This window comes from Hydromonas duriensis, assembly GCF_004363775.1.
Classification (GTDB): Bacteria; Pseudomonadota; Gammaproteobacteria; order Burkholderiales; family Burkholderiaceae; genus Hydromonas; species Hydromonas duriensis.
The window spans coordinates 36,913-54,689 of the sequence record NZ_SNZE01000015.1 but is presented as its reverse complement, the minus strand read 5'-3'; the positions used below and the strand labels follow the sequence as shown (position 1 = coordinate 54,689).

13 protein-coding genes and 1 tRNA gene are annotated in these 17,777 nt (G+C 47.9%); 12 read left to right on the top strand and 2 right to left on the bottom strand.

Going from position 1 to position 17,777, the window contains the following annotated elements:
• The 10 genes from DFR44_RS07645 to rpoC all read left to right on the top strand — a co-directional run.
• Positions 1–95: EF-Tu C-terminal domain-related protein (locus DFR44_RS07645; RefSeq protein WP_133620714.1), on the top strand; the 95-nt coding region annotated here is incomplete at its 5' end.
• 111 nt (positions 96–206) lie between these two features.
• Positions 207–282: transfer RNA gene (locus DFR44_RS07640), tRNA-Trp, on the top strand.
• Between the two features lie 63 nt (positions 283–345).
• Complete coding sequence (secE, locus tag DFR44_RS07635) at positions 346–726, top strand: preprotein translocase subunit SecE (protein ID WP_133620712.1); 381 nt, start codon at positions 346–348, stop codon at positions 724–726.
• Between the two features lies 1 nt (position 727).
• A complete protein-coding gene (nusG, locus tag DFR44_RS07630; protein WP_133620710.1) occupies positions 728–1,258 on the top strand; it encodes a transcription termination/antitermination protein NusG in 531 nt (176 codons plus the stop codon).
• A 137-nt stretch (positions 1,259–1,395) separates the two neighbouring features.
• The gene (gene rplK / locus DFR44_RS07625) at positions 1,396–1,827 is read left to right on the top strand and encodes a 50S ribosomal protein L11 (protein ID WP_133620708.1); all 432 of its coding nucleotides are present in this window, start codon (positions 1,396–1,398) and stop codon (positions 1,825–1,827) included.
• A 2-nt stretch (positions 1,828–1,829) separates the two neighbouring features.
• Positions 1,830–2,525: a 50S ribosomal protein L1 gene (rplA, locus tag DFR44_RS07620; RefSeq protein ID WP_133620706.1), complete on the top strand. Its 696-nt coding sequence runs from the start codon at positions 1,830–1,832 to the stop codon at positions 2,523–2,525.
• Positions 2,526–2,818: 293 nt separating this feature from the next.
• Positions 2,819–3,313, top strand: a complete 495-nt coding sequence (gene rplJ, locus DFR44_RS07615; protein ID WP_133620704.1) for a 50S ribosomal protein L10 — start codon at positions 2,819–2,821, stop codon at positions 3,311–3,313.
• 85 nt (positions 3,314–3,398) lie between these two features.
• Positions 3,399–3,773: a 50S ribosomal protein L7/L12 gene (gene rplL, locus DFR44_RS07610; RefSeq protein WP_133620702.1), complete on the top strand. Its 375-nt coding sequence runs from the start codon at positions 3,399–3,401 to the stop codon at positions 3,771–3,773.
• Between the two features lie 400 nt (positions 3,774–4,173).
• The gene (rpoB, locus tag DFR44_RS07605; protein ID WP_133620700.1) at positions 4,174–8,298 is read left to right on the top strand and encodes a DNA-directed RNA polymerase subunit beta; all 4,125 of its coding nucleotides are present in this window, start codon (positions 4,174–4,176) and stop codon (positions 8,296–8,298) included.
• 12 nt (positions 8,299–8,310) lie between these two features.
• Positions 8,311–12,543, top strand: coding sequence for a DNA-directed RNA polymerase subunit beta' (gene rpoC, locus DFR44_RS07600; RefSeq protein WP_133620698.1), 4,233 nt, complete (start codon positions 8,311–8,313; stop codon positions 12,541–12,543).
• 163 nt (positions 12,544–12,706) lie between these two features.
• Here the strand turns inward: rpoC and DFR44_RS07595 are convergent, their stop codons facing one another.
• Positions 12,707–13,339: a DUF5677 domain-containing protein gene (locus DFR44_RS07595; protein ID WP_133620696.1), complete on the bottom strand. Its 633-nt coding sequence runs from the start codon at positions 13,337–13,339 to the stop codon at positions 12,707–12,709.
• 2 nt (positions 13,340–13,341) lie between these two features.
• Complete coding sequence (locus tag DFR44_RS07590; protein WP_162845203.1) at positions 13,342–13,584, bottom strand: heavy-metal-associated domain-containing protein; 243 nt, start codon at positions 13,582–13,584, stop codon at positions 13,342–13,344.
• Positions 13,585–13,678: 94 nt separating this feature from the next.
• On the opposite strand from DFR44_RS07590, the gene hemE reads away from it, so the two are divergent.
• The gene (hemE, locus tag DFR44_RS07585) at positions 13,679–14,761 is read left to right on the top strand and encodes a uroporphyrinogen decarboxylase (RefSeq protein WP_133620692.1); all 1,083 of its coding nucleotides are present in this window, start codon (positions 13,679–13,681) and stop codon (positions 14,759–14,761) included.
• Between the two features lie 743 nt (positions 14,762–15,504).
• Entirely contained in the window at positions 15,505–17,628 is a 2,124-nt protein-coding gene (priA, locus tag DFR44_RS07580; protein WP_133620690.1) for a replication restart helicase PriA, read from the top strand.
• Positions 17,629–17,777 lie beyond the last annotated feature (149 nt).

Genomic DNA, 17,777 nt, shown 5'->3' with positions numbered 1-17,777 from the left:
TCGCTCCAATCGCGATGGAAGAAGGTTTGCGCTTTGCGATTCGTGAAGGTGGTCGTACCGTCGGCGCAGGTGTCGTCGCTAAAATTACTGCGTAATTTGGATTTGATCTTGTTGTAAAAAATTATCTCATGTGACGTTTGTGTGAGATAAAAGATAGACGGGGTTCTGTATGTGTGATAGAATCCCGTTTTTAAGTTTTTCGGTGTAGGGGCGTAGCTCAATTGGTAGAGTGACGGTCTCCAAAACCGTAGGTTGGGGGTTCGAGACCCTCCGCCCCTGCCATATCGAAAAACTCCGTGTTTAAATTTAAATCAAATTTTTTGATTGCATCGGTAGAGTGAGTACATGTCTCAATCTCAACAAATTAAAGATGCAACCAGTGCCAAATGGGGCATTTGGTTGCCAACATTGATTTTGGTGGCCGCATTTTTGGCCTATTTTTTTGTGCCAAGAACAGCTTCTGAATATTTAAAGCCCGCAATTTTAGGTGCGGGTTTTGTTGCTGCTGTTGCGGTGTTTTTTGTCTCGCCGACAGGTAAGTCTTTTATAGGTTTTTCCAGTGAGTCGTATCGCGAGGCGCGCAAAGTGGTATGGCCAACGCGCAAAGAAGTGTTGCAAATGACAGGCGTGGTGTTTGCCTTCGTGGGTGTAATGTCCTTGTTTATGTGGGGTGTGGACAAGGTTCTTGAATTCGTACTGTACGACTTGATTTTGCGTTGGAAATAATATGGAAAAGCGTTGGTATTTTGTTCAGGTTTACTCCAGCATGGAGAAAAGCGTAGAACGTGCGTTGAATGAACGCATTGCGCGCTCAGATTTGCAAGAGCAGTTCGGTCGCGTTTTGGTGCCCACTGAAGAAGTGGTGGAAATGCGAAATGGTAAGCGAGTTGTTGTCGAACGCCGTTTGTATTCTGGTTATGTTTTGATTGAAATGAGCATGACCGACGAATCTTGGCACTTGGTTAAAAGTACGCCTAAAGTGTCTGGCTTTGTTGGTGGTGTGGGCAATAAACCTCACGCGTTGCCGCAAGCCGATGTGGATAAGATTCTTGTTCACATGAGTGGAGAGCGTCCGCGTCCCAAAATTGAGTTTGAGGTTGGCGAAACATTGCGCGTCACTGAAGGTCCTTTTGCTGATTTCAACGGCGTAGTCGAAGAGGTTAATTACGAGCGCAATAAGCTGCGTGTCACAGTGACTATTTTTGGTCGTGCTACGCCTGTCGAGTTGGCTTTTGACCAAGTCGAAAAAGTCGAGTAAAAAAATACAGGCCAAGTCGTTCAGCCTGCTGAATGCATTTTCTAAGCATTCGGATGATAAATGAACGGCACGAGGAGCCAAAGTCAAATATTGAATCAATATTTAAAATGGCGCTAATACTCAATTAGAGGTTAATTATGGCAAAGAAGATTATCGGCTTTATTAAGCTGCAAATCCCAGCGGGTAAAGCAAACCCGTCTCCTCCAGTTGGTCCAGCATTGGGTCAACGTGGTTTGAATATCATGGAATTTTGTAAGGCGTTTAACGCGGCGACTCAAGGCATTGAGCCTGGTTTGCCAGTGCCAGTGGTCATCACTGCATTTGCGGATAAGAGCTTTACATTTGTCATGAAGACAACCCCTGCAACTGTTTTGCTGAAAAAAGCAGCAAAAATCACCAAGGGTTCTGCGCGTCCACATTCTGATAAAGTTGCGAAGATTACTCGCGAACAAGCAGAGGAAATCGCAAAAACCAAACAGCCTGACCTGACGGCAGCTGACTTAGACGCTGCTGTACGCACCATCGCTGGTAGCGCACGCAGTATGGGCATTACGGTGGAGGGTGTGTAATCATGGCGAAATTATCTAAAAAACAAAAAGCTTTGGCGGCTAAAGTAGACAGCGCAAAATTGTATGCTGCAGACGAAGCTTTGGCATTGGTCAAAGAAACAGCCACTGCAAAATTCAACGAGTCTGTTGACGTGGCGATTCAACTCGGCGTCGACCCTAAAAAATCTGACCAAACTGTTCGTGGTTCAGTTGTATTGCCAGCAGGTACGGGTAAAACTGTGCGCGTAGCTGTCTTTGCTCAAGGTGAAAAAGCTGAATTGGCTAAAGCCGCAGGTGCTGACATCGTTGGTATGGATGATTTGGCAGAGCAAGTTAAAGCGGGTGTAATGGATTTTGATATTGTCATCGCTACGCCAGACGCCATGCGCGTAGTGGGTACTTTGGGTCAAGTGTTGGGTCCTCGTGGCTTGATGCCAAATCCAAAAGTAGGTACTGTCACGCCAGATGTAGAAACTGCTGTTAAGAACGCAAAAGCTGGACAAGTTCAGTTCCGCGTAGACAAAGGCGGTATCATCCACGCTACTTTAGGTCGTGCTGACTTTGAAGTCGCTGCATTGAAATCTAACTTGGCCGCATTGCTAGACGCTTTGGTTAAATTAAAACCAGCTTCAAGCAAAGGTGTTTATGTGCGTAAAGTTGCCCTTTCGTCAACAATGGGTGTTGGTGTGCGCGTTGATAGCACAACCATTGCTGGCTAAGGTAATTAATTTGTGAGTGTATGCTGCGCTTTTGTGGCTACACAATAGAGAGCTTTGGGTCGTCGCTTTTTTGTTTTTATGCAAATAAGCGGCGAGCTTTCAAAGACCGTTGGTGTGTTTCGCTTAATGATTTTTGGTGAGGTTAATTTCAGTTAACCGTCCTCAAAAAAAGCCAACGCAGAATAGCGACCCCGAAAATGATTTCGTTTTATGTTTATAAAGCAAAACCATGACGGCAGTCGTAGGGTGTTGTGTGGTAACACATGACTTTATAAATGAAGTAGGAGCTTAACGTGGCATTAAATCTTGAAGGTAAAAAAGCCGTCGTGTCAGAAGTTGCGCAAATCGTTGCAAACGCGCAAACAATGGCCGTGGCTGAATATCGTGGGGTTGGCGTAGGCGCTCTGACTACATTGCGTAAAAATGCTCGCGAGCAAGGCGTACACATCCAAGTGTTGAAAAACACATTGGCACGCCGTGCAATCGAAGGTACGTCATTTGAGGCTTTGTCGCCTGAATTGACAGGTCCATTGATTTATGGCATCTCTGAAGATGCGGTAGCGGCAGCTAAAGTTTTGAATGACTTTGCTAAAACCAATGATAAATTGGTTTTGAAAGCAGGCGTTTACAACGGTAAATTGCTTGACCAAGCAGGTATTAAAGCTTTGGCAAGCATTCCTTCGCGCGAAGAGTTGTTGGCGAAGTTGGCTTACGTAATGAAAGCACCTGTATCTTCTATGGCTCGCGCATTGGCGGCCGTAGCAGCGCAAAAATCAGAAGCAGCTTAATTTCACGATTTGAGTTGCGCGTGGCGTGATTCATTTCATCATATATTTTTGACCTTATAAAAGGTTAAATCATTAGGAGTTTTAAATGGCAATCTCTAAAGACGACATCTTAGAAGCAGTAAGTGCAATGTCTGTTATGGACTTGAACGATTTGGTATCAGCGTTTGAAGAAAAATTCGGCGTTTCTGCAGCGGCTGTTGCTGTTGCAGGTCCTGCAGGCGGTGGCGCTTCAGCTGCTGCTGAAGAAAAAACTGACTTTGACGTTGTGTTGACTGATGTTGGCGCAAACAAAGTTGGCGTGATTAAAGCTGTTCGTGAAATCACTGGCTTGGGCTTGAAAGAAGCAAAAGACCTCGTTGATGGCGCACCAAAAACAGTTAAAGAAGCGGCTCCAAAAGCTGATGCAGAAGCTGCAAAAGCAAAATTGGAAGAAGCTGGCGCGAAAGCAGAACTCAAGTAATTTTGAGCTTAAGTTCGAAAAACTGGCAAAGCAATTTGCCAGTTTTTTTGTTTTAAAAACATTGGCTTGGTGCTTTATAGTCTGCTATAATCGACAACCGTTTTTTGATTCCAAATAAAAGTGCATTTGCTGTAAAGAAGTGAGTGCATTTTTATTTGTTTTCTTCTCGACGACGAGAAAACGAGTTTGGTCGGATATGCCTGTAGTCCATTGTGGGTGAGTGATGAACTTGCCAAGCGTTTTGACATAAAACGTTCTCAAATTCAATGCGCATGCATATTGTCCGCCAGCGGTTGGTAGTGGCCAACCACCAAATCCCCCTATGGTCGTCCGTGTCGTTTTAGTCGTGTGATGCATGTGTTTTTGTGTGTGCATCTCATGTCGTCTTTTGGAGTGTGTGATGGCGAAGGCCCAAACTTATTCATTCACCGAGAAAATGCGTATTCGTAAAAACTTTGCTAAGCGCGAAGTGGTGCAAGAAGTCCCTTACTTGCTCGAAACGCAGTTACGCTCATACTACGATTTTTTACAAGCCAATGTTGCGACTGACAAGCGTACCAACACAGGCTTGCAAGCAGCATTTACATCTATTTTCCCAATTGAATCCCATAACGGCATGGCGCGTTTAGAGTTTGTGGGTTATCAATTGGCTGAACCCGTATTCGATGTTAAAGAGTGTCAACAGCGTGGTTTGACTTTTTGTTCGTCGTTACGCGCGAAGGTGCGTTTGGTTCTGATGGACAAAGAAGCGTCTAAGCCGACCATCAAAGAAATTAAAGAACAAGAAGTCTACATGGGCGAAATGCCTTTGATGACCAATACAGGCTCGTTTGTCATCAACGGTACAGAACGCGTTATTGTGTCGCAGTTACACCGCTCTCCAGGCGTGTTTTTTGAGCACGACAAAGGTAAAACACACAGTTCGGGCAAGTTGTTGTTCTCTGCTCGCATCATCCCTTACCGTGGTTCATGGTTGGATTTTGAGTTTGATGCAAAAGACGTGTTGTATTTCCGTGTCGACCGTCGCCGCAAAATGCCTGTAACGATTTTGCTCAAAGCCATTGGCATGACGCCTGAACAAATTCTTGAAAACTTCTTTGAATTTGTCCCTGTTAAGCTCGCGGCTGAAGGTGGATACATTGACGTGGTGGCCGAGCGTTTGCGTGGTGAAGTGGCACGTTTTGATATTGTTGATAAGTCGGGCAACGTACTGGTGGCGCGTGATAAACGCATCACAGGTAAGCACATTCGTGACATCGAAAAAGCAGGCTTAAAAGAACTCGCCGTACCAGAAGATTATCTCATTGGTCTGATTTTGGCGAAAAATATTGTTGATGGTGACACAGGTGAAGTGTTGGCGAATGCCAATGCTGAATTGACAGAAGATTTGCTGAAAAAGTTGCGTGCAGCGGGTGTGAAGTCGGTAGAAACCTTATACACCAACGAGTTGGATCATGGCGCGTACATTTCAAGCGCACTGCGCTTGGACGAAACCGCAGACCAAAATGCTGCACGCATCGCAATTTATCGCATGATGCGTCCTGGTGAACCTCCGACCGAAGATGCAGTTGAAGCCTTGTTTAATCGCTTGTTCTACAACCAAGACGCCTATGATTTGTCACGCGTGGGTCGCATGAAGTTTAATCGTCGCTTGGGTCGCGATACCGATGAAGGTTCAATGGTATTGGACAACGCAGACATCCTCAATGTCATCGAAACTTTAGTTGATTTGCGCAATGGCAAGGGCGAAGTGGATGACATCGACCATTTGGGTAACCGTCGCGTCCGTTGCGTGGGTGAGTTGACTGAAAACCAATTCCGTTCTGGCTTGGCGCGTGTTGAGCGTGCAGTTAAAGAGCGTTTGGCGCAAGCTGAATCAGAAGGCTTGTTGCCGCATGATTTGATTAATTCAAAACCAATTTCATCAGCGATTAAAGAATTTTTTGGCTCATCACAGCTGTCTCAGTTCATGGACCAAACCAATCCGCTGTCGGAAATTACCCATAAACGCCGTGTGTCTGCGCTCGGCCCAGGTGGTTTGACGCGCGAACGTGCTGGCTTTGAGGTACGTGACGTGCATCCAACGCATTACGGTCGTGTGTGCCCAATTGAAACGCCAGAGGGTCCAAACATTGGTTTGATTAACTCAATGGCGATTTATGCGCGTTTGAATGAATACGGCTTCCTCGAAACGCCGTACCGTCGCGTGGCCAATGGCAAAGTATCGAATGACATTGATTACTTGTCGGCCATCGAAGAAGGCAAATACGTCATCGCTCAAGCGAATGCAACCGTTGATGCCGATGGTACCTTGTCGGATGAATTGGTCTCTGCCCGTGAAGCAGGCGAAACGCTGATGGTCTCGCCTGAACGCGTTCAGTACATGGACGTCGCGACCTCGCAAATCGTTTCGGCTGCTGCGTCGTTGATTCCATTCTTGGAACACGATGATGCGAACCGCGCTTTGATGGGTTCAAACATGCAACGTCAAGCCGTACCTTGCTTACGCGCTGAAAAAGCCGTGGTCGGTACAGGTATTGAACGTACCGTCGCAGTTGACTCGGGTACAGCGGTACAAGCCTTGCGCGGCGGTGTGGTTGACCATATCGATGCCAACCGCATCGTGGTGCGTGTCAATGACAACGAAACCGTTGCGGGTGAAGTGGGTGTTGACATCTACAACATGATTAAATACACACGTTCGAACCAAAATACCAACATCAACCAACGCCCCATCGTTAAAAAAGGCGATGTGGTGCAACGCGGTGACGTGATTGCCGACGGTGCGTCAACAGACTTGGGCGAATTGGCCTTGGGTCAAAACATGATGGTCGCGTTCATGCCGTGGAATGGTTACAACTTCGAGGACTCGATTTTGATTTCTGAGAAAGTTGTGGCTGACGACCGCTACACGTCAATTCACATTGAAGAATTGACGGTGGTCGCTCGTGACACGAAATTGGGTGCGGAAGACATCACGCGCGATATTTCAAATCTCGCAGAAGCGCAATTGAACCGTTTGGACGACTCGGGCATCATCTACATCGGTGCGGAAGTGTCGGCGGGTGACGTATTGGTCGGTAAAGTCACGCCAAAAGGTGAAACCCAACTCACGCCAGAAGAAAAACTCTTGCGTGCGATTTTCGGTGAAAAAGCCTCTGATGTGAAAGACACCTCATTACGCGTACCAGGCGGCACAACAGGTACAGTGATTGACGTGCAAGTGTTCACGCGTGAAGGCACACCACGTGATGCACGCGCTGAATCAATTATCCAATCAGAACTGAACAGCTATCGTCATGACCTGAACGACCAAATGCGTATTGTTGAAGGTGACGCGTTCATGCGTTTGGAAAAAATGTTGACGAATAAAATCGCCAACGGCGGCCCAAATAAATTGGCCAAAGGCGCGAAAATCACGGCGGACTACCTCAACGACTTGGCGGATAAATACAAGTGGTTTGACATTCGTTTAGCCGATGAAGATGCAGCTAAAGCGATGGAAGCCGTGCGCGAGTCGCTTGAGCAAAAACGTGCACAATTTAACAATGCGTTTGAAGAAAAACGTAAAAAATTGACCCAAGGCGATGACTTGCAAGCAGGCGTTATCAAAATGGTCAAAGTGCATTTGGCCGTCAAACGCCGTTTGCAACCCGGTGACAAAATGGCGGGTCGTCACGGTAACAAAGGTGTGGTTTCACGCATCGTACCTGTGGAAGACATGCCGCACATGGCCGATGGCACGCCCGTTGACATCGTATTGAACCCATTGGGCGTTCCATCACGTATGAACGTGGGGCAGGTGTTGGAAGTGCATTTGGGCTGGGCAGCAAAAGGCTTGGGCTGGCGCATTGACAAGATGTTAGCTGAACAAGTTAAAGTGCAAAAGCTACGTGAATTTTTAGAAGAAATTTACAACAGCTCAGGTCAAAAAGAAGATTTGAAATCGTTCTCGGACGACGAGATTCTGGCTTTGGCTCAAAACTTGAAAAATGGTGTGCCTTTCGCAACGCCCGTCTTCGACGGCGCATCGGAGAAAGACATTCACCGCATGTTGAACTTGGCGTTCCCTGATGAAGACCCAGCGACGCAACTGCGCGGATTCACCCCAAGCAAAACCCAAGTGCGTTTGTATGATGGTCGCACGGGTGACGCGTTTGAACGTCATGTCACGGTCGGTTACATGCACATTTTGAAACTGCACCATTTGGTTGACGACAAGATGCACGCCCGCTCAACAGGGCCATACAGCTTGGTGACGCAACAACCGCTCGGTGGTAAAGCGCAGTTTGGTGGTCAGCGTTTCGGTGAGATGGAGGTTTGGGCACTGGAAGCGTACGGCGCGTCATACATCTTGCAAGAGATGTTGACGGTCAAGTCCGATGACATCAACGGCCGTACGAAGATGTACGACAGCTTGGTCAAAGGTGAGCACGAAATCGACGCGGGCATGCCTGAGTCATTCAACGTCTTGGTCAAAGAGATTCGTTCTCTTGGCGTCGACATCGATTTAGAACGTATTTGAGGAGCTTGAAACATGAAAGCATTACTCGACTTATTTAAACAAGTCCAGCCCGATGAAAACTTTGAAGCGATTAAAGTCGGTTTGGCATCGCCCGAAAAAATCCGTTCATGGTCGTTTGGTGAAGTTAAAAAACCAGAAACCATCAACTACCGCACGTTCAAACCTGAACGTGACGGTTTGTTCTGCGCGAAAATTTTTGGCCCCATCAAAGACTACGAATGCTTGTGCGGCAAGTACAAACGTTTGAAGCACCGTGGTGTGATTTGTGAACGTTGCGGCGTTGAAGTGACGTTGACCAAAGTGCGCCGTGAGCGCATGGGTCACATCGAATTGGCCGCGCCTGTGTCGCACATTTGGTTCTTAAAATCATTGCCGTCACGTTTGGGTATGGTGTTGGACATGACTTTGCGTGACATCGAACGTGTGTTGTACTTCGAAGCCTACGTGGTGATTGAGCCAGGCATGACGCCGCTCAAGCGTTGCCAAATCATGACAGAAGATGACTTCTACGCTAAAACTGAAGAGTACGGCGATGAGTTCCGTGCCTTGATGGGCGCAGAGGGCATTCGTGAGTTGTTGCAAAACTTGGACATTCCAGCCGACATCGAACGCTTGCGCGGTGAATTGCAAGCGACTTCATCAGACGCGAAAATCAAGAAAATCGCCAAACGCTTGAAAATTTTAGAAGCGTTCCAACGTTCAGGCATCAAGCCTGATTGGATGGTGATGGAGGTCTTACCCGTGTTGCCGCCTGACTTGCGTCCGTTGGTACCGTTGGACGGTGGGCGTTTTGCCACATCGGATTTGAACGATTTGTATCGTCGCGTGATTAACCGTAACAACCGTTTGAAACGCTTGTTGGAATTGCGCGCACCTGAAATCATCACGCGCAACGAAAAACGTATGTTGCAAGAAGCGGTCGACTCATTGCTCGACAACGGTCGTCGTGGTAAAGCCATGGCGGGCGCGAACAAACGTGCCTTGAAATCGTTGGCGGACATGATTAAAGGTAAAGGCGGTCGTTTCCGTCAAAACTTGCTCGGTAAGCGTGTCGACTACTCAGGTCGTTCAGTGATTGTGGTTGGTCCACAATTGAAATTGCACCAATGCGGCTTGCCGAAGTTGATGGCTTTGGAATTGTTCAAACCATTCATTTACAACAAGTTGGAAGTGCAAGGTTTGGCGAACACCATCAAGTCAGCCAAGCGCATGGTCGAAATGCAAGAGCCAGTGGTTTGGGACATCTTGGAAGAAGTCATCCGCGAACATCCCGTGATGCTCAACCGTGCGCCAACCTTGCACCGTTTGGGGATTCAAGCCTTTGAACCGGTCTTGATTGAAGGTAAAGCGATTCAATTGCACCCATTGGTTTGTGCGGCCTTTAATGCCGACTTTGACGGTGACCAAATGGCCGTTCACGTGCCGTTGTCGATTGAAGCCCAAACCGAAGCGCGCACCTTGATGCTTGCCTCAAATAACATCATGTTCCCAGCCTCGGGTGAGCCTTCGATTGTGCCGTCTCAAGACATCGTCTTGGGTCTGTACTACGCGACACGTGCGAAAACCAACGGCATCGGCGAAGGCATGTTCTGCGCGGATGTCAACGAAGTGCGCCGTGCATACGAAGCGGGTCAATTGGCTTTGACCACACGCATCACCGTGCGTATTGCTGAAATCGACATCAACAAAGACACAGGCGAGCGCACTAAACGCATGAAGCGTTACGAAACTACAGTGGGCCGTGCGTTCTTGTCAGAAATTTTGCCAGCGGGCTTGTCGTTCGAAATCATGAACAAAACGCTGAAGAAAAAAGAAATTTCTAAGTTGATTACGTTGGTGTTCCGTAAGTGCGGTTTGAACGAAACGGTCTTGTTTGCCGACCGTTTGAAAGAAAATGGTTTCAGCTTGGCGACACGCGCGGGTATTTCGATTGCCGTGGATGACATGTTAATTCCTGCCGCAAAAGAAGGCTTGATTAACGCCGCTTCAAAAGAAGTGAAAGAGATTGAGCAGCAATACTCATCGGGTCTCGTGACTTCGGGCGAGCGTTACAATAAAGTGATTGACATCTGGGGTCGTGCGGGTGACCAAGTCGGTAAAGCGATGATGGAGCACCTCTCGACCGACCCAGTGATTGACCGTCATGGCAACGAAACCCGTGAGGAATCGTTCAATGCGATTTACATGATGGCCGACTCAGGTGCGCGTGGTTCAGCAGCACAGATTCGCCAGCTTGCGGGTATGCGTGGTTTGATGGCCAAGCCTGATGGTTCGATTATCGAAACGCCAATTACAGCGAACTTCCGTGAAGGCTTGAACGTATCGCAATACTTTATTTCCACCCACGGTGCGCGTAAAGGTTTGGCGGATACGGCGTTGAAAACAGCGAACTCTGGTTACTTGACCCGTCGTTTGGTTGACGTGACCCAAGATTTGGTCGTGGTCGAAGATGATTGCGGCACACCCAACGGCGTGGGCATGAAAGCCTTAGTTGAGGGTGGTGAAGTCATCGAAGCCTTGCGCGAGCGCATTTTAGGTCGTGTGGCGGCTGCCGACGTGATTAATCCTGAAACTCAAGAAACGGTGTTTGAAGCGGGTACATTGCTCGAAGAAGACCACGTTGAATTGATTGATAAACTCGGCATTGACGAAGTCAAAGTGCGCACGCCATTGTCATGCGACACGCGTTACGGTTTATGCGCAAAATGTTATGGTCGTGACTTGGGTCGTGGCGGTATGGTCAACAAAGGTGAAGCCGTTGGTGTCATCGCCGCACAATCAATTGGTGAACCAGGTACACAGTTGACGATGCGTACCTTCCACATCGGTGGTGCGGCATCGCGTCAAGCCGTTGTGTCTAGCATTGAAGCCAAATCGAATGGTATTTTGCGTTTCACCAACACCATGCGTTACGTGACCAACACCAAAGGCGAGCAAATTGTCATTTCTCGTTCAGGTGAAATCATCATTGCCGACGACTACGGTCGTGAGCGTGAGCGTCATAAAGTGCCTTATGGTGCGATTTTGTTGTTCGTTGATGGTGCGCAAATTAAAGCGGGCACACAATTGGCGACTTGGGATCCGTTGACCCGTCCAGTGATTACTGAGTATGCAGGTCAGTTGAAGTTTGAAAACGTCGAAGAGGGCGTGACAGTTGCGCGTCAAATTGACGAGGTGACGGGTTTGACCACTTTAGTTGCAATTGACCCTAAACGTCGCGGCAGCTCGACTTCTAAAACGGTGCGTCCACAAGTTAAATTGTTGAACGAAGCAGGGGAAGAGGTCAAAATCCCAGGCACGGAACATCCTGTGACGATTGGTTTCCAAGTCGGCGCATTGATTATGGTGCGTGATGGTCAAGAAGTCGGTAAAGGCGAGGTGTTGGCGCGTATTCCAATGGAATCGCAAAAAACCCGCGATATTACGGGTGGTCTCCCACGAGTGGCGGAGTTGTTTGAAGCCCGTTCACCCAAAGACGCAGGGATGTTGGCAGAAGTGACAGGTACAGTGACTTTTGGTAAAGAAACCCGTGGTAAACAACGTTTGGTCATCACTGATTTGGACGGTGGTAGCCATGAGTTCTTGATTGCCAAAGACAAGCATTTGTCGGTGCATGACGGTCAAGTGGTTAATAAAGGTGAGGTCATCATTGAAGGCCCCGCTGACCCACAAGACATCTTGCGCTTACTCGGTATCGAAGCGTTGGCGACTTACATCGTTGATGAAGTGCAAGACGTTTACCGTTTGCAAGGCGTGAAAATCAATGACAAGCACATTGAAGTGATTGTGCGTCAAATGCTCCGCCGCGTGCAAATTGTTGATGCGGGCGATACCAAGTTTATTCCTGGTGAGCAAGTGGAACGCTCGGATATGTTGATTGAAAATGAACGCATGGTCGCAGAAGATTTGCAACCTGCCACGTACAGCAATGTGTTGCTTGGTATCACCAAAGCCTCATTGTCAACGGACTCATTCATTTCAGCCGCATCATTCCAAGAAACCACGCGTGTCTTGACTGAAGCCGCTATTATGGGTAAACGCGATGAGTTGCGTGGCCTGAAAGAAAACGTCATCGTGGGTCGCTTGATTCCAGCAGGTACGGGCTTGGCTTTCCACCGTGCGCGTGCAAATAAGAAAGTCTATGAGCAGCAACGCGCTCAGCAAGACAACTCTATTTTTGAGGATGCACCCGCTGCTGAAATGACGGATGTGATGGATTTCACGCAAAAGCCTGTGTCGGAGTAATGGCTGTTTGATGAAATCAATCATGAATCAATCGTGATTTTATCTGTAGTACTCAAAAGCCCACATCAATTGATGTGGGCTTTTTTTATGTATGGTTTTTTAGAGCTAGTTTTAGAGCGGCTTTTAGAATGAAAATATCCTGTGGCACGCCATACCATGATTTTTAAGGGGCTGGCGCGTTTGGAGTCAATATGTACAAAAAGGCTTTTTCGCCTTCTTTCAGCAGTTCGACCATCAGTCCAAAAATGGCGTTTTCAGTGTCTTCAGACATGCGGCTGCCCAGTTTAATATGGGCATGCTGTATTGAAAGGTCAGCAATGCTCGTCAATGAAGTGTGTGAATGTTGACTGAGAAAGCGATAACTCTCGTACACATCGGCATAGCCCCAAACAGTCAACATTTTTTTTAAACTGGGGCGTTTGATGCCCTTGTGCTTGTACTGTTCAATCGCTTGTCGCAGCTCACTTAAATCATCATGCGGCTGTGATGAAGCATCTAAGCGCAGGTATTTTTCTTCTAAATCCATTAAATGTAAAGCATCATAATGCAGCTTAGGGTTTTTTGATAAAAACCCCAGTTGCGCGGTCGCTTCAAGTAAAGTCCGTGCCAATGTCATAATTGCCGAATGAAAATGTGTCGGATAAATCACCAAGGCAGCCCCAACGGTTTCAACCGCTCGCACAAACAGGCCAACTGCAAGGATTTGCGCAGGTTGACTGTTGTCAAACGGCGTCCGCAGGACAATCTGTGCGGCGTGTTCACATTGCGTGTGCAAATCTTCAGCAGTGTAAGGCATGACTAACGCCTCAAAGGTTGGGTCGCAGCAGAGGGCATTTCTGTGATTGAAAATTGAGTGCCTGACAACGCTTCACTGAGTGCTGAACAATCAATTTCTTGATTATTATGTGCGTGGATGGTTGCTCGCGGAGGGGTGAGGCTAACCTCTACATTCGAAACGCCCTCAACGGCGGCGAGAGACGATTGTACGCGTGCAACGCAATGTTGGCAGGTCATGCCTGCAATGATGAATGTTTGGCTCATATGAGTCCTCCTCGTATATAAGAAACCGTACCAATTTTGGCAGCGGCTTTTGTTACAATGCTGTTTTGTGCATTGTAAACTGAATCGAGTCCACATGACCTCATTGACACCTTTGAAAAACGATGTTTTTTTACGCGCATTGCGTCGCGAAACGACCCCCTATACGCCCGTGTGGCTCATGCGACAAGCTGGGCGTTACTTGCCTGAATACCGCGCCACGCGTGCGCAAGCCGGCAGTTTCATGCAGCTGGCTCAAAATCCAATGTTGGCGACAGAAGTGACGTTACAGCCAATCGACCGTTACAACCTTGATGCGGCCATTTTATTCAGCGACATTTTAACCGTGCCTGACGCGATGGGACTGGGCCTGCGTTTCGTTGAAGGCGAAGGCCCCGTGTTTGATCGCCCATTGCAAGACGAAGTGGCCGTGCAGCGTTTGGAAGTGCCCGATATGGGGCGTTTACAGTATGTATTTGATGCCGTGGCCAAAATTCGTTCGGCGTTGGATGGGCGTGTGCCCTTAATTGGCTTCGCGGGCAGTCCTTATACGATTGCATGTTATATGGTTGAAGGCGGTTCATCGCGTGAGTTTAAAACCATTAAATCAATGATGTATCGTCGTCCAGATTTGCTGCACCATATCTTAATGGTCAATGCACGAGCCACGGTTGAATACTTAAATGCGCAAATTGCAGCAGGGGCGCAAGCGGTCATGTTGTTTGACACGTGGGGCGGCTCGTTGGCACATCATGCCTATCAAGAGTTTTCATTGGCCTATATGCGCCAAGTGATACAAGGTTTGACCCGTGAAGTGAATGGCGAAAAAATTCCCGTCATCATGTTCACTAAAGGCGGGGGCATCTGGCTTGATAGCATGGCTGAATCGGGTGCCGATGCCTTGGGTTTAGACTGGACGGTGGATGTCGGCGTGGCGCGAGCGCAAGTGGGTCATCGGGTGGCGCTGCAAGGCAATATTGACCCGATGATTTTGTTTGGTTCTGATGAAGCGATACGTAAAGAAGTACGCCGTGTATTGGATGCTTTTGGACCGAATGCAGGACATGTGTTTAATTTAGGTCATGGTATTTCACAATTTACCTCTCCTGAGGCGGTCAAAGTGTTAGTCGATGAAGTACATTCTTATAGTCGGCAAATACGCAAGTCATCTGATTTATAAGTCGAGTTATTTATCTCCACTTCGCTTCGAATTGGAAAAGACTTACATCTTTAATTTTTTGTTTCTACGTATTAAAAAAACAGTAAAACAACTTGACTTACCCACATTTTTTTGAAACTGCCTTAGTGATGGGCTTTGACGAGAATGGGGTGGTTTTTCCACTTATTTTTAAGCTTAAGTGTTTGAAAATAAAGAATATTAATTATTGTGTAAAAAATACGCATTTTAAGTTAAGCCTTGATTTGGCGGGGGGTTCTTGCTTTTTTGACTGAGTTGTACACAAAGTTATCCACAGATTTTGTGGGTAACTGAAAAAAGCCAATAAAATCATAGGTGTTAGCGTTTAAACTTAAAATTGACATCAAATTTTAATGCCAAATGATCACAAGACGGAAAATACGGATGGTTTTTTCTAGGACTTTCAACTGGCGGGTGAGCAAGTGTTGAACAAGCAAAAAAATGTTGAAAAAGACTTGACTTACCCACATTTTTCAAAGATGAACAATTTAAAACAAAGATTATTTAGCGGCAAGGTTTTCTCAAGTGTTTTTTGTTTAACCTATTGATAATAAATGATTTTTTGTGCTGGGCAAAAAACAATCATTTTGTGTTTAGACCTTGATTTTGTTGACTTTTTCGCAATTGTCCAAGAGTTGCCCACATAGTTATCCACAGATTTTGTGGGCAACTGAAAAAGCCCAATGAAATCAAAAGCTCAGGCAACAATTGAAGAGATATTTCAAATGACAACATGGGTTTTGCAAGTCGCGTGTGATGTGCCTGTGACGGTATCCGCCACGGGCGTATTTGATTACGCGCCCATTGAATGCGAGACACAAGACTGTGTGTTGAGCTTGAGTCAGCCGAGTCTGTGGATTGGGCGGGCTGTGCTTGTGCCTTTTGGCAAGCAATCTGTCGTCGGAATTGTGGTGGGCGTGGCGGAGAGCACAGATGTGCCCGAGGGTAAACTGAAGCAGATACGGGCTGTTTTACCTTTTGTACCGCCTTTGGATGACAACGGTTTAGAGCTGATTCGTTTCATGTCGCGCTACTATCAGCGCGGTTTGGGCGAGGTGGCGTTGCCTGCGTTGCCAATGGTGGTTCGCAATGGCAAGACTTTAACGGTTGAAGAGGCTTCGCCTGTTGCCCGTTTGAGTAAGGGCATGCGCACATGGCAAAAGTGGCAGAAAATGCCCCGCACGCCCGCTCCCGTGGTCATGGGGCGCGAATTGACTTTGACCGCCGCTCAAGAGCTTGTGTTAAGCAGCCTGTTAAATCAATTGGAGGATGATTCGCGTGACTTGCGGCCACAGTTATTGTTTGGTGTCACGGGCAGTGGCAAGACTGAAATCTATTTGCAATATCTTGCACAGATTTTGCAAATAGACCCACAGGCGCAAGTGCTGATTTTAGTGCCTGAAATCAACCTCACGCCACAGTTGGCTGCGCGCTTGAATGCGCGTTTTGGAGCGGAGGCCGTCGTCACTTTACACAGCGGCTTGACCGAGTCCACTCGCTTGATGAATTGGTGGCGAGCGAGCAACGGGCAAGCTCGGGTGGTGTTGGGCACGCGCTTGTCTGTTTTGACGACATTGCCGCATTTACGTGCGATTGTGGTCGATGAAGAGCATGACAGTTCTTATCGACAGCAAGAAGGCGTGCGTTATTCGGCGCGAGATGTGGCGATTTACCGCGCCCACCAGTTGAATATTCCGATTGTGCTCGGCTCGGCCACGCCCTCGCTGGAGACGTGGCACAACGCCCAAACTGGTCGCTACGGCTTACACCGCCTGTCTGAGCGCGCGGTCACGGGTGCATCATTGCCTGAAGTGATTTTAGTCGATGTGCAAAAAACCGCGGCACAGGATGGGCTAAGTGAGCCGCTGCGACGGCTGATGAGCGAGTCGATGGCGCAACACAACACAACGTTGTTGTTTCAGAATCGTCGAGGTTACGCGCCTGTTTTATACTGCGGGCACTGCGGGCATATGCATGACTGTTCCAACTGCGCGGCGCATTTGGTGTATCACCACACCACTCGGCACCTGCATTGCCACCATTGTGGTGTACAGGCGCGTGTGCCGAAAGTGTGTGTCAAATGCGGGAATGCCGATATGCGCCCGATTGGTCAAGGGACGCAGCGCATCGAAGAAACCGTGGCGCGAATATGGCCAAATGCCATCGTGCGACGCATTGATGCCGATTCAACGCGCAATAAAGGCGAATTGGAGCATGCGCTGGCGGACATTGCTGCGGGTGTTGCAGATGTAGTCATTGGCACGCAAATGCTGGCTAAAGGGCATGATTGGCCGAATTTGAATACCGTCGGCGTGCTGGATGTCGACAGTGGTTTATTCGCACAGGATTATCGCGCGCCAGAACGGTTATTTGCCTTGTTGCAGCAAGTGATTGGTCGTGCTGGGCGAGGTCAAACAGCAGGGCGCGTGTTGATTCAAACGGCCTTCCCAGAGCACCCGATGTGGACACAACTGCGCTCGCATGACTTTGAAACCTTTGCCAATGATGAGTTGGCGGTGCGTCAACAACTGGGATTGCCGCCGTTTGCTGCGCATGCTTTACTGCATGTGGCCGCGCCTGAGTTGAAAAACGCGATGCTGTTTGCCCAAAAGGCGCGTGAGTTGGCTTTGGCGCTTATCGACACGCAAATAGCGTTTACGCAGGTCACCGTCAATGCGGCCGTGCCCATGAATATGATGCGTTTGAATCGCCAAGAGCGTGCGCAGGTTTTAATTGAGTGTCCATCGCGCCCACGCTTGCAACAGTTTTTAACGCAATGGCAGGCTGCGCTTGTCGAGCAAAAATCCCGCTTGATGTGGTTGATTGATGTGGATCCAGCCGAAATTTAAGGCCATGTATTATTGAATGCCCAAAGCGTTCCACAATATTGTCGATTTCCTTTTGGGGGTGAGCGAAGTCGCGTATGATAATTTGGCAAAAGAATAGGTGCATTAATCAAGTTGATTGTGACTCACTGAAGCGAGTGAATTATTTTTTT